The organism is Leucobacter celer subsp. astrifaciens, from assembly GCF_001273835.1.
GTDB classification, from domain to species: domain Bacteria; phylum Actinomycetota; class Actinomycetes; order Actinomycetales; family Microbacteriaceae; genus Leucobacter; species Leucobacter celer.
The window spans coordinates 12,465-25,834 of the sequence record NZ_JHEI01000146.1 but is presented as its reverse complement, the minus strand read 5'-3'; the positions used below and the strand labels follow the sequence as shown (position 1 = coordinate 25,834).

Below are 13,370 nucleotides of genomic sequence, written 5' to 3'. Positions count from 1 at the left end.
GCGGCGCTGCCCGGCCGCAGAGGCCGCATCGATAGATCCCCTTCCGCCGATTGAGCGAGGCGGAGCCGAGTCGAAATCACCGAAGAATCAGGTTTCGACTCGCTCCGCTCGCTCAACCGGCGGTCTCTATCGGCGCACGCACTGAGAGACCCGTTCCGGGATCCGCGGCCGCGGAGCAGATCCGGCTAGACCCGGACCTCGGCCTGCGCCTCGCTCCGCGCCGGCACCGCTGCGGGCGCCGCGTCTCCGGCCGCGGTGCCGGCTGCGACTCCGCCGGCCTCGGGGGCGATCCGTGCGCGCATCCCCTGTTCGTCATCGAGCCAGTTCTGGCCCTTGTTCTTGAGGAAGAAGATGTACACGATGAGGGACGCTGCGATCACGCCGGTGACGTAGACGATGAAGAGCGGCACCTGCCCGGTCGCCTCAGCCCCCTTGTAGAGCATCGGGGCCGTGCCGCCGAAGACCGAGTTGGCGAGCGCGTAGCCGAAGCCGACACCGAGCGCGCGGATGTGCGTCGGGAAGAGCTCGGCCTTCACCACCGCGTTGATCGACGTGTATCCGGAGAGGATGACGAACCCGACGACGAGCAGTCCGAACGCGGTCACGGGGTTGTTCTGCTGGGGCAGCGCGGTGAGGAGGACGCCGGTGTAGAGCACACCGCCGATGCCGAAGAAGACGAGCAGCGACTTGCGCCCGACGCGATCCGAGATCCAGCCTCCGAGCGGCTGCAGCAGCATGAGCACCGTCAGCGCGATGAGGTTGATGAGCGTGCCGGCCAGCACGTCGTCGCCCGCGAAGGCGCCCTTCACGATGTTCGGGCCGGTGACCGAGTAGGTGTAGAAGGCCACGGTGCCGCCGGCGGTGACGAGGAAGCACAGCAGCAGCGGACGCCACTGGTGCAGCAGCAGTTCGCGCATCGAGCCCGACTGCTGCGAACGGCCGGAGCGGACGGCCTCGAGCGCCGAGGTCTGCAGCGTCTCGTCCATCGTGCGCCGCAGCAGGAAGACGACCAGCGCGCCGACGCCGCCGATCGCGAAGGCGACCCGCCAGCCCCAGGCCGAGATCGCCTCGGCCGGCATGGTCAGCACCATGATCATGAGCGTCAGCTGCGCGAGCACGTGACCGCCGACGAGGGTGACGTAGTGGAACGAGGAGAGGAAGCCGCGATGTCCCGAGATCGCCGCCTCGGACATGTAGGTCGCGCTCGTGCCGTACTCGCCGCCCGTCGCGAATCCCTGCAGCAGCCGCGCGAACACGAGGATCACGACGGCGCCGACGCCGATGGTCTCCGCCGTCGGCGCCACCGCGATGATCACCGAGCAGGCGGCCATGAGCGACACCGAGACCGTCAGCGCGAGGCGTCGGCCGTGGCGGTCGGCGAAGCGGCCGAAGAACCAGGAGCCGATGGGGCGCATGAGGAAGGTGACGGCGAAGATCGCCCAGACGTACATGGTCGAGTTCTTCTCGTCGGCTGGGAAGAACTGTGATTCGAAGTAGCTCGCGAACACGGAGTAGACGTAGACGTCGTACCACTCCACGAGATTGCCCGCGGAGCCCTTCAGCGTGTTCGAGATCGAGCGACGGATCGTCGGTGAGGCCTTCGTCGTCGTTGACATTGACATTCCAATCTTCGTGAGGGGAGGGGCTGACCGCCTCCGACCTCGGGTACCAGGCCATTGTGGGGCTGCGGGGTCGCGACCGTGCGGAATCCTTAACACGCCCTTTACACACCGGTAACCGATGGAGGATCGGGATCCGGGCATCGGGTGCTGCGGCGGGCGGTGGTGGCCCGTGCGGCTCGTGTTCCCCGCCCGGCGCGTGCATACTGGGTTTCGTGCGTGTACTGGTCGCTGAAGATGATCCGTCGGTGGCGACGGCTCTCATGACCGTGCTGACCCGCGCCGGGAACAGCTGCACCCGTGTCGCTCGCGGCAGCGACATGCTGGCGCAGCACCGCGACGCCGACGTCGTCATGCTCGACCTGGGACTCGAGGACATGGACGGCCTCGACGCGCTGCGGCAGCTCCGAGTGGTGAGCGACATGCCGGTGATCGTCGTGACTGCGCGCGGGGACGAGCGCTCGACCGTGCAGGCGCTGCGGCTCGGCGCCGACGACTATCTCGTGAAGCCGGTGCGGCTGCACGAACTGCTCGCGCGGCTCGCCGCCGTCGCCCGGCGGTACGGCGGTCTCTCGGCAGACCGTATCGTGCTCGGCGAGGTGGTGCTGGATCCCGCGGCGAGGCGGGTGCTGCACGGGGACGCGGAGGTGAAGCTGACGCCGACCGAGTTCGCCCTGCTGACCGTGCTCGCGCGCAACGCGGGCACGGCCGTCAGCCGTCAGAGCGTGCTCGACGGCGTGTGGGGCGACGGATACGCCGCGACCTCCCGGGCATTCGACGTGCACCTCGCGCAGCTGCGTCAGAAGATGCCGATGCTCACGATCACGACGATCCGCGGGTTCGGCTTCCGCCTCGAAGAACCGGCATGAAGCGCCGGGTACTGTTCCCGCTCCTCGTGTTCGGGCTGCTCACGGTGATCGCGATCCTCGTCCCCGCGGGGGAGGCGATCGCCCAGTCGCGCACCCAGCAGATCCAGTTGCAGCGGGCGGGGTCGATCGATCAGATCCTGCAGCGCGCCTTCGCCGCCGTGGAGCACGGGAACACGGTAGCGCTCTCCCGGTACCTCGAGCGGTTCCACGATACCTACGGCGAAGCGGTGCTGGTGGTCGACGGCGCCGGAGAGGTCGTCGCCTCGGTCGGGGACGTCTCTCTCGACGACGAGGTGTCGGCGGTCCTGGACGCGGCGCTGCGCGGGGTGCCGCAGTGGACGTTGCCGACCGTCTACCCGTGGAGCGACACGAATCGGGTCATGGGGGAGCCCCTCTCCAGCGACGGCAGCGCGCCCGACGGGGCTGTCGCGCTCGTCGTCAACCAGTCCGCGGCGAAGGCCGATGTGCTGGCGAGCTGGATGCTGGCGGGCGCGGTGGGCGCGGCGCTGCTCGCAGCGCTGCTCGCGGCGTCCGTCTACTGGACGCGGTGGGTGGTCCGCCCGGTCCTCGAACTCGACGCCGCGGCCAACGCGCTCGCCGAGCAGCGCGAGTTCGAACCCGCCGACGAGTCCGGTCCGCCCGAGCTGCGCCGCCTCGTCCACTCGTTCGAGCGGATGGCGCAGAGCGTCGAGCGCACGCTCGAGCAGCAGAGGGGCCTCGTCGCCGATGCCGCCCATCAGCTGCGCAACCCGCTCGCGGCGGTTCGCCTGCGCATCGACGCCCTGTCGTATCCGGCGCCCGTGCGCGGGCGCGACACCGCCGACGATGAGTCCGCCGAGCCGGGCGCGGGTGACACCGCCGCGGTGCAGATCACCGCCGTGGAACTGGCGGCGATCGCCTCCGATCTCGACCGCCTCGAGCGAGATGTCGACCGGATGCTCGTGCTCGCCAACGCCGAGCACCGCGCCACGGCCGCCGCCGTGCGGCCGGGAACACCCGAGTGCGTGGTCTCAGCGGCCTCGCTGATCGAACCGCACCGGCAACTGCTCGCTGAGGCCGGGGTCGAGGTCGAGACGTTCGGCGCCGAGGAGCATCTCCGCTGCCGGCGCGGCGATCTGGAGGAGATCGTCGAGAACATCGTGGACAACACGCGCAAGTACGCCGCCGGATCGACGCTGCGCATCGGCTTCGAGCCCGGTGCCGGCCCGGGCGCTGACCCCGGTGCCGGTCCCGGTGCCGACCCCGACGCCGACCCGGGTGCTGACCCCGGTGCCGCGCGAACGACGCTGGTCATCAGCGACTCGGGATCCGGGCTCGACGACGACGATCTGGCGCGGGTCGGCACGCGCTTCTGGCGGTCGGCTGCGCACCGCGATCAGCAGGGCAGCGGGCTCGGATACGCGATCATCGAGCAGCTCGCGCACGCGAACGGGGCGACCGTCGCGGTCGACCGCGCTCCGGAGGGCGGACTGCGCACGAGCGTGAGGCTGCGGATCGCATGAGCGGGATCACACGTCGTCACGCGCTCATCGGGCTCGCATCGGGGGCTCTGCTCTCGCTCGCCGGGTGCACGAGGCCGCCCGCCACGGCGCTGGCGATGGCGTGCGGCCAGCCGGGCGCGCTCTACATCCAGTTCGGAGAGCTGCTGCGCGACGCGCTGCGCGCCCGGGGCACGGCTCTGGTCGATCTGGTGGAGACCGGTGGCAGCGCGGACAATGTGGCCCTGCTCGGCGAGGGCGCGGTCGATCTGGCGATCTCGCTCGCGGACACGGCGGAGGAGAGCGTCGCCGAGGCCGGTGGTGCCGGAGACGCCGGCATCGTCGCGCTCGGCCGCGTCTACCAGAACTATCTGCAGTGCCTGGTGCGCGCGGACGGCCCCGTCGCGGATCTCGCGGGCCTCGCGGGCCGGCCGGTCTCGATCGGGGCGGCGGGTTCCGGCACCTCGCGGACCGCACGGCGGGTGCTGGCGGCGATGGGCATGAACGGGGGCGGGAACGAGCCGGTGCTGCACGAGCACCTGCTCACCGATGGGCTGCACGCGCTCGCATCGGGCGGGGTCGACGCCCTCTTCTGGTCGGGCGGCATTCCGACGCCCGAGATCGCGGGTCTCGCTCGCGAGACGCCTCTCGAGCTGCTCGATCTCACGGTGGCCATGCCGCTGCTCGACGAGGCGTATCCGGATCAGTACCTGGCGACACGGGTTCCCGCCGGCGTCTACGGCATCCGCAGGCCGGCACCGACGATCGGGATCCCGAACCTGCTGCTCGCGCAGACCACCCTCTCGGACGCCGCGGCCCGCGCGCTCGTCGACGTGCTGATCGACGACGCGCACGCCCTGGTACCGGAGGGCACGGTCGGCCTGCAGTTCCTCACGCCTGCCGGTCTGATCGACACCGGCACGATCCCGCTCCATCCCGCGGCTCGGCAGCGGTACCGGGAGCGCTACGGGTAGAGAGGCCGGGAGGCGGGCCCTCCTCGGTCGCAGTGTCGCAGTGTCGCCGTCGCGTCGCCGCCGACCCGGACGGTCAACCGCGTGAGGGCGCCCGGAACGCGGGGAGGCAGCTCACCAGCATCGAGACCGCCATGAGGGCCGCGCACACGACGAGCACCTGCCGGAGCGAGTCCGCTGAGACTCCACCGGCGATGAGCAGCCCCGTCGCGAGGGCGACCATGAACGTGGCGGAGAGACGCTGGGTCAGCTGCAGGAAGGACGCGGCGACACCGGCCATGTCGCCGGGGGCGTGGTTCAGGGTGAGGGCCCTGATCGCGGGCTCCGTCAGGCCGCTGCTCACCCCGAGCACGAGCTGAAGCCCCGCGAAGACCAGTGCGAAGGCCCACCCGTCGATGAGGGCGGCGCAGACCGCGAGTGCGCCGAGCCCGATGGCCTCTGCCGCGATGCCGAGGCTGACGGTGCCCGCTCCGAATCGCGCGAACACGCGCGAGTTGTAGCGCGCCGCGATGAGTCTGGCGAGCGAGCTCGGGATGAGCACCAGCGCGAGCATCAGAGCCGGGATCCTCAACTCCTGCAGCAGATAGATGGTGGCGGCGGTGCCGGAGGCCAGCAGGCTCCCGAACCAGAGGAGCGCGACCACGTTGCCGGCGACGAAGCCGCGTGACCTCATGAGCGCCGGCGCGAACAGCGGCATCCGGCCCGTGCGATGGTAGCGGCGCTCCCACCACACCAGGCCGCCCCCGAGCAGGGCGATCGCGACGGCCGCAGCCGCGACCGCGCCGGGCGGCAGACCGGGGTCGATGGCGGGCAGCGTGGCCGTCACCACGAGCGCCCCGAGCAGCACGATCCCGGGCATATCCAGCGGCACGCGCGCGGTGCGCGTGCGGTGCTCCCGCGGCAGGTATCGCCAGGCGATCCACAGCGTCGCCGTGATGAAGGGCGCGGGGAGCAGCAGGATCACCCGCCAGGCGATGCGCTCCTCGAGCACCAGGAGCGCTCCTCCCGCGAGCAGCGGGCCGACCATAGCTGCGGCGGCGCCCGACGCCGTGTACAGGCCGAGCGCCCGGAGACGCTCGCTGCCGACGTAGTGATCCTGGATGAGGCCGAGCACCTGGGCGCTGATGACCCCGGCGCCGAGCCCCTGCACGAGCCGGCCGGTCACGAGCAGGGCCATTCCCGGGGTGAACGCCGACAGCAGAGCCCCGATCAGGAACAGCCCCAGCCCGGCGAGCAGCGGGCCGCGCCGGCCGTAGGCGTCGCCCAGGCGGCCGGCGGGCACGAGTCCCAGGCCGAAGGTGAGGGAATAGGCGGCGAGGAACCACTGCACCTCGGAGGCCGTGCGAGCGATATCGGCGCTCACCGCGGGTGCGGTGTAGGCGATCACCGCGGAGTCGACGAGCGTCGCGAAGCCTGCTCCGATGCAGCACCACAGCGCGGCGGCGCGGCTGCGGTCGCTCACCGGCTCGTCGTGGAATCCGCTCGCCTGATCCCCGGGCGCAGTTCGCCGGCCTCGATCCGTACGGGGAGACGGTTCTCCGGCGGCGGGAAGGGGCAGGTGGCGCTCGCCGAGTACGCGCAGGGCAGATTGGTCGTGCGGTTGAAGTCGATCTCGACGGTGCCGTCGTCGATGCGGGTGACGCCGACGAAGCGGGTGGCCGGGAAGGTGAGATCCTCTCCGGTGCGATCGGCGAACAGCGCCCGCAGCGGCGAACCGTCGTTCTCGCCGAACAGCGTGAGCCGGAGCGTCTCGCCGTCGACCTCGAACTCAGCGGTGCCGGGGGAGTCGTAGTGCTGCTTCGCCGTCGGCCCCGCCGCCGAGTCCACCTCGACGCCCTCCCGGCGCGCCGGTGCGAAGCGCGCCCGGAGTACCCACTCGGGCGACGGCGGGAATGTCTCGGTGCCGGCGTAGTCCACGCGATCCGGGGCATCGGGATCGCGCGGCCGGAGCACGATCCGGCCGCTCCGCGCCGCGAGCTCGATCCGCCTCTCGCCCCATTCGAGCGTCAGCGACTCGATGCCGCTGAGCGGCTCGAACCGCACATCTCCGCTGAGGCGCGTTCCATCCCGGGTGACCCCGGCGTCCTCCGGAATCTCCGCGGTGGCGACGCCGGTTCGGTGATCGGCCCGCCAGGTGCCGGGAGCTCCGGCGTACTGCTGGGGCGTCTCCGTGAGCCAGTGCAGGGCGGTCACGCTGAGCGGGCCGTGCGGTGCGGTGCGGCCCGCCTCCACCTGCTCATGCCAGGATTCGTGTGCGGCGATGAATGCCTCTGGATCGCGGGGGTCGGTCGAGTGCGGCATGGGCTCCTCCTCAGAGCGTCGGACGGCGGGGCGGTATGCCGACGATAACCGGGTCTGCGGGGTCGCCATTCCGTTCATGTCGCCGTATTGCGGTGAGATGGGGCACGGCCGCGGCTCCGTGATGCCGGGTCGGTCGGGACGGCGGACGAGCACGGCGGTCGAGACGGCCGACCAGCACGGCCGACCAGCAGGGCCGACCAGCACGGCCGTTAAGCTACGTTCTGCGGGGGACCGCCCCGAGTGGCATCGAAGAGGATCATTCATGCGGCAGTTTCTGACCACCAGGCTCGGGGTTTCGTCCGCGTCCGGGCTGACGCCGCAGCGCCACGGCGGAGCCACCAGGTCGCTGCTGAAGTCGATCTCCCGCGTCGTGCTGGTGACTGCCGCGGGGTGGCAGCTCGTGATGCTCTGGGCGACGATCGTCGATCTGGGGGCCACCGCTTGGCCGCTCGCACTCGCCCAGGTCGCAGCGGGAGCCGCGGCGCTGGCTGCTCTTCGGATTCCAGCGCTCGCCGCGGTGATCGCCCCCGCGATGGTGGCGAGCGGAATCTGGAGCTATCTGGCGAGCGGCGACATCGATTCGGTGCTCACCTTCGCGGCCTGCTGGCAGATCAACTTCTCGAGCTGCGTGGCCGGGCTCTTGATGCTCCGCCGCTCCACGATCGTGCTCGTGGTCGTGTCGGCGCTCTGCACCGCCGCAGTGCTGCTGGCGATGCTCCCCGAGTGGGGGCTGCAGCTCCCGCTCTCGATCGTGGTCACGCAGTCATCGATCATCATCGCGATCAGGCTGGGGCTGTCGGCGCTGATCGCGCAGGCGGTTGCCGCGGACGACAGCGCGCGCGAGGCGGAGGCCGAGGAGCTGCGCACGCAATCGCTGCAGTACCGGAGTGCTCGGCTCGCCGAGGAGTCGCGGGTGCTGCACGACACCGCGATCAATACCCTCGGAGCCATCGCCAACGCCGGTGTCGGCGCGAGCGACATCGAGCAGGTGCGGCGCCAGTGCGCGCGTGATGTGGCGCTGCTCGCCGAGTTGCGCGGTGCGGGGCCGGAGCGGGAGGCGGCCCGGCTGCGGGACGTCTTCACGCAGCCCGGCCTGCCGGCTGTCCGCAGCGGGCTCGCCGATGAGGAGCTCGATCGTCTGGAAGCGGCCCTCCCGCAACGAACCATCGCGGGTATCGTCGGGTGCGTGCGCGAGGCCGTGACGAACGCGACGAAGCACTCCGGCGCGGACTGCGTCGGGATCGATCTCTCCCGAACCGGAGAGAGCGCGACGATCCGGGTGAGTGATTCCGGTGTCGGTTTCGCGGGACCTCTGCCGCGCGGGCGGGGAGTGGACGCGTCGATCCTGCGGAGAGCGGAATCGCACGGCTTCGCGGCTGATGTCGAAAGCGAGCCGGGAACGGGCACCGTGGTGACGCTCACGGTGCGCATCGACGACGAGACGCACGCCCGAGCCCCGATCGTTCGGGATCTGATGCCTCCGATCGAGTCGGTGCACCGGCGCTCGGGGGAGCTCTGGGGCACCGGGGTCGCAGTGGTCGGTGTCGTCCTGATCATCGCGGGAGGCACGAACGAGGGCTTCGCGCTCATACCGATGGTCGGGGTCATGATGCTCGCGGTGCTCCTCTTCCGGCTGCAGGGCCTGCGGCGCAGCCGGATCCTGCTGCCGTCGATGCTCATGGTCTGCACCCTGGTGACGTTCTTCCTCTCGGGGCGGGCGACGTCGTTCGGCCTGGTCGGGGCCGCGCACTGGCAGGCGCTCGCGGCGACGGGTCCGTTCGTGCTGCTGCTCTCGCTGCGTCCGGGGCGGAGCTGGACGGCCGCGGGTGCGGTGGTCTGGGCGGGGCTCGTGGCCACGATGGCGGTGGCCGTCGTACCCGAGTCCGTGCCGGCGGCGGAGATCGTGCTGGTCGCGGGGTGCGTGGGGCTCGGATTCTCGGGGGTGTGGGCCATGTTCCAGACGTTCGTGGTGAGGCTGTCCGAACGGGAAGCGGGATCACGGCAGCGGCTTTTCGCCGCCCGTCTGCAGTCGGAACTCGAGGCGGCATCGCAGTCGAGCTACCGACGATGGACGGATGCGGGGCTGGACTCGGCGGTTGCGATTCTGCAGGACATCGGCAGCGGGGCGCGCACTCCGAGCGATGAGGACATCCGTTGTTCGTGCGATCGGGAGGAGCGGTACCTGCGGCAGCTCGTGCAGGTCAGCCCGACGCTCGTCCATCTCAGCCCCGAGCTGGTGCCGATGCTGAGGCACGCACGCGAGCGCGACGTGGATTTCAAGCTGCGCCTCGGCGACGTCGATGCCTGGGACGACGATGTCGCCCGGGAGATCGGGACGACGATCCTCGCGAGTCTGGATGCTGCGCCTCCGGGCGGATCCCTGTCCGCTTCTCTTTTCCCGGTGCGGGAGGGGCTGCATCTCACCCTCACCGGCGAGGGGCTGCGCCCGCCCGAGCAGCGCGGCGGATCCGTGCGTCATGACCGGTTCGGCTCGCTCGAACTCCTGGAGGTCTCCTTCACTCGCTATGCTGCTCTTACCGGTTGCTCCGGCCGGGACGAGACGGCTGCGGGGGAGCCGGAGGGAGAACTGATCGGAGGCGCACGATGACGCAGCGGCCAGCGGCACCGTTCCGCGTTGCCATCGTGGAGGATCACCTGCTGCAGCGAGTCCGCACGGAAGAGCTGCTGGGCCGTACCGGCGCCTACCGGATCGTGTTCAGCGGTTCGTCGACCCCTGAATTCATCGACTGGGTGCAGGCCGCGCCGCGCGAGGAGCGCCCGCACCTGCTGGTTCTCGACCTGATGGTGGATCGCGAACCGAGTGTCAGCGTCGCGGCCGTCGAAGCGATGGTCAAGGGAGGTCTCCGGATCCTCGTGCTCTCGGCTCTCGCGTCACCGCCGCTCGTACGGGGGATCGTGCGCGCCGGGGTCGCCGGCGTCGTCGGAAAGCGCGACCGCGAAGAGGACATCCTCGCTGCGGTCGAGGCGGTGCTTCGCGGTGAGGAGTGGATGACCACGGAGCTCGCGGCCGTTATCGCCGGGGACCCGGAGCGACCCGGCCTGAGCATCCAGGAGGAGCGCGCACTGATGCTCTACGCCTCCGGCCTCACCGTCGAAGAGGTGGGCGCGGCGATGAACATCGGCCGTGAAACCGCGAAGCAGTACCTCGACCGCGTCAAGAAGAAGTACGCCGCCGTCGGCGTCGCGGTGCGGTCGAAACTCGACTACGGGCGCGTGGCCTGGGCAGACGGGTACCTCGATCCCTCGCTGCCTCGCGATCCACGCAGTCCCGACCCACGCAGTCCCGACCCGCGCAGTCCCGATCCCGCGGCCTCGATCTCGCCGACTCGGAGCACGGCTGACCCCGGATAGGGGGTCAAATGCCGCGCAGGCTTCGTCCGTGGTGCCTCGCGAGCCTAACCTGAAGTTTCTGGATATCGGTCAGCAGGCGGGAACTCCCTCCAGGCTTTCCGACCGTCTTTCGTTCAGGGATCGCCCTGCTGCAATTGGGGCGATCGAACTCGCTGAACGGTCCGTCCCCCACGACTATGCCGCCAGCGGGTCTCCTGGCCGGCCTCACGTCCGCAGTCCGTTCCTCCACCCAAAGGTCCCTCGGACGCGGTGCATGAGGCCGGTGTCATCTTCCGCGGTAGCGGCCGCCAGCAGGCTCGGGACCCGGGCCTGGGTCCGGCCCCCGGAACGAGAAATCCCCCGGGCGAACCGGTGGCTGCGATCCTCGACCTCGTCGTGGCACTCACCCTTCGGGCTCGGTGGAGAGCACGACCGACACGAGGTCGGCCACGCGACGCGACACCAGACCGGCCGCATCCGCTTGCAGTTCCCCGAGGTCGGCAGCTGACTCGGCGATCCCGAACACTCCAGCGATGCCCTCGAGCGCTCCCGCCGCCCTCAACCGCGATGCTTCGCGCACATCGCCCGCGACGACGATGATCGCGGGCCGCGGGTGCACCGCCTCCGCGGCCCGGACGAGGGTGCCCACGACTTTTCCGTCGAGAGATTGCGCGTCGAATCTTCCTTCGCCGGTGAAGACGAGATCGGCGTTCGCGAGTGCTGCGAGCGCACCGGTTTCATCCGCGAGGAACGGGCCGCCCGCGGTCGTCTCCGCCGAGAATACGGCTGCGGGGAAGAGCTGCATGCCGCCCGCGGCGCCCATGCCCGTCCGGTCCCGGAGCTCGCTGCCGGCCAAGCGCTCGAGCAGTGTCGCCGCGTGGTCGAGCGCATGTTCGAGGTGAACGGCCTGGGCAGGATCCGCCCCCTTCTGGGGAGAATAGCGCTGCGCGGCACCGGTCGGCCCGAGGAGCGGTGCCATGACGTCGACGACGAACTCCCACTCCACGGTCCGGGCCTCCGGCCGCAATCCCGAGAGGTCGATCCGGGAGAGGTGCTGCAGCGGGCCTCCGCCTCGTGCCAGCTGCATGCCCTGCGCATCGAGAAGCCGAGCGCCGAGCGCCTCGAGGATGCCGGCCCCTCCGTCGCTCGTGGCACTCCCTCCGAGGAAAAGGACAATGCGTCGAGCACCTCGATCGAGCGCATCATCGACCACGATGCCCACGCCGTAGGAGGACGCCTCGAGCGGCCGCAGCGCCACGTCGGAGACCTCGGGCAGCCCGACCGCTTGGGCCACCTCGATGTACGCGACACGGTCGGCGTCGTTCATGAGGTACTCGACGGAGCGCGGCCGGCCGATCGCGTCGACCCCCGCAACCGTGACCGTCGTGGACCGATCCCGCGTCCGCAACAGCTCCAGGCTGCCCTCTCCGCCGTCGGCGAGGGGCGTCGCGGCGACCGAGACCCGCGTCCCGAACCGCTCCGCGAGGAGCGTCGCCGAAGCCCGACAGGCTTCCGTCGCGGTGATCGATCCTTTGAAAGAATCGAACGCAATGAGCACCCGCAGCGCGGGCCGCTCGGCCTGCCGGGCCGGCATGATCAGTACGCCCGGACGATCGCCGCGACGCCCTGGCCGCCACCGATGCACATGGTGACGAGACCGTACTCCCGACCGAGGCGCCGCAGGTTGTAGATGGTGCGGAGGGTCAGAATGGCGCCGGTCGCGCCGACCGGATGGCCCCAGGCGATCGCCCCGCCCAAGGGATTCACGATCTCCGGGTCGAGGCCGGCATCGCGCACGACGGCGACGGCTTGCGACGCGAAGGCCTCATTGAGTTCGATCCAGCCGATGTCAGAGAGTTTGAGACCGGCCTTGTCGAGCACCTTGCTGATGGCCGCGGTCGGGGCGTATCCCATGATCTCGGGTGCGATTCCGACCTTGGTGAATGCGACGAACTCGGCGAGCTTGGGCAATCCCCGCAGATCGGCCTCGCTCTCACGTGCGAGGACGAGGGCCGCGGCACCATCGTTGATGCCCGAGGCATTGCCTGCGGTGACCGATCCGGTCTTGCTGAATGCAGGGCGCAACTTGCCGAGCGCCTCGAGCGATGTCTTGCGGGGATGTTCGTCGCGGTCTACGACGGTGTCGCCACGACGCGACGAGACGGTCACCGGTGCGATCTCGCCATCGACCAGCCCCTCATCCTGCGCCGCGGCAGCGCGTCGCTGGCTCTCGAGCGCGAAGGCGTCCTGCTCTTCGCGGGAGATGCGGAAGCGCTCGGCGACGTTCTCGGCGGTCCGCCCCATCGGGTACTCACCCCAGGGATCGGTGACGAGCGACAGCGTGCCGTCGACCAGCTCGTGGTGTCCGAGCCGGTATCCGTTCCGAGCTTGGAAATCCATGAACGGCTGCCTGGTCATGTTCTCGGCGCCGCCGGCGACCACGATCGACGACTCTCCCTCGCGCAGCTCAGAAGCAGCGGTCGCGATCGCCTGGAGGCCCGAACCGCAGAGCCGATTGACGGTGAGTGCGGTCGACGACGGATCCGCTCCTGCTTCGAGAGCCACACGTCGGGCGAGAAACGCGTCCGGTCCGACCTGCCCGACGCAGCCCATGACGAACTCCTCGGGATCATTCGGGCTCAGGCCCGCGCGGTTCAGCGCTTCCTTGACGGCCGTGGCGCCGAGCACGTGCGCCGGCACGTCCTTGAATCCGCCGCCGAATGAGGCCACCGCCGTCCGGGCGCCCTCCACGATGATGATGGGGTCGTTGGTGATCATGTT

Annotated in this window: 10 protein-coding genes; 5 read left to right on the top strand and 5 right to left on the bottom strand. The window is 70.4% G+C overall.

Annotated features, from left to right (window positions below; genetic code table 11):
• Positions 1 to 185: 185 nt before the first annotated feature.
• Positions 186 to 1,616 (bottom strand): MFS transporter, encoded by a 1,431-nt coding sequence (locus AMS65_RS16145; RefSeq protein WP_157502374.1) that lies wholly within the window; start codon positions 1,614 to 1,616, stop codon positions 186 to 188.
• A 218-nt stretch (positions 1,617 to 1,834) separates the two neighbouring features.
• On the opposite strand from AMS65_RS16145, the gene AMS65_RS16140 reads away from it, so the two are divergent.
• From AMS65_RS16140 to AMS65_RS16130, 3 genes are read left to right on the top strand one after another with little or no spacing between them, the layout of a single operon-like run.
• On the top strand, positions 1,835 to 2,488 hold the full coding sequence (locus AMS65_RS16140; RefSeq protein WP_053385208.1) for a response regulator transcription factor: 654 nt from the start codon (positions 1,835 to 1,837) through the stop codon (positions 2,486 to 2,488).
• Positions 2,485 to 3,990, top strand: a complete 1,506-nt coding sequence (locus tag AMS65_RS16135; protein WP_053385207.1) for a sensor histidine kinase — start codon at positions 2,485 to 2,487, stop codon at positions 3,988 to 3,990. Before AMS65_RS16140 ends, AMS65_RS16135 begins: the two co-directional genes overlap by 4 nt.
• Positions 3,987 to 4,940 carry a TAXI family TRAP transporter solute-binding subunit gene (locus AMS65_RS16130; protein ID WP_053385206.1) on the top strand — a complete coding sequence of 318 codons (954 nt, stop codon included), beginning with the start codon at positions 3,987 to 3,989 and terminating at the stop codon, positions 4,938 to 4,940. Before AMS65_RS16135 ends, AMS65_RS16130 begins: the two co-directional genes overlap by 4 nt.
• A gap of 73 nt (positions 4,941 to 5,013) precedes the next feature.
• On the opposite strand, the gene AMS65_RS16125 is transcribed toward AMS65_RS16130, so the two are convergent.
• Positions 5,014 to 6,399, bottom strand: a complete 1,386-nt coding sequence (locus AMS65_RS16125; RefSeq protein WP_053385205.1) for an MFS transporter — start codon at positions 6,397 to 6,399, stop codon at positions 5,014 to 5,016.
• Positions 6,396 to 7,238: a DUF1684 domain-containing protein gene (locus tag AMS65_RS16120; RefSeq protein WP_053385204.1), complete on the bottom strand. Its 843-nt coding sequence runs from the start codon at positions 7,236 to 7,238 to the stop codon at positions 6,396 to 6,398. Before AMS65_RS16120 ends, AMS65_RS16125 begins: the two co-directional genes overlap by 4 nt.
• Positions 7,239 to 7,500: 262 nt before the next feature.
• Between AMS65_RS16120 and AMS65_RS16115 the strand changes: the two genes are divergently transcribed.
• Positions 7,501 to 9,846, top strand: a complete 2,346-nt coding sequence (locus tag AMS65_RS16115; RefSeq protein WP_053385203.1) for a sensor histidine kinase — start codon at positions 7,501 to 7,503, stop codon at positions 9,844 to 9,846.
• Positions 9,843 to 10,610 (top strand): response regulator, encoded by a 768-nt coding sequence (locus AMS65_RS16110; protein WP_053385202.1) that lies wholly within the window; start codon positions 9,843 to 9,845, stop codon positions 10,608 to 10,610. Before AMS65_RS16115 ends, AMS65_RS16110 begins: the two co-directional genes overlap by 4 nt.
• Before the next feature lie 382 nt (positions 10,611 to 10,992).
• Here AMS65_RS16110 and AMS65_RS16105 read toward each other — a convergent pair whose 3' ends face one another.
• The gene (locus AMS65_RS16105; protein ID WP_053385201.1) at positions 10,993 to 12,183 is read right to left on the bottom strand and encodes a glycerate kinase; all 1,191 of its coding nucleotides are present in this window, start codon (positions 12,181 to 12,183) and stop codon (positions 10,993 to 10,995) included.
• A 2-nt stretch (positions 12,184 to 12,185) separates the two neighbouring features.
• Positions 12,186 to 13,367: a thiolase family protein gene (locus tag AMS65_RS16100; RefSeq protein WP_053385200.1), complete on the bottom strand. Its 1,182-nt coding sequence runs from the start codon at positions 13,365 to 13,367 to the stop codon at positions 12,186 to 12,188.
• Positions 13,368 to 13,370: the final 3 nt, after the last annotated feature.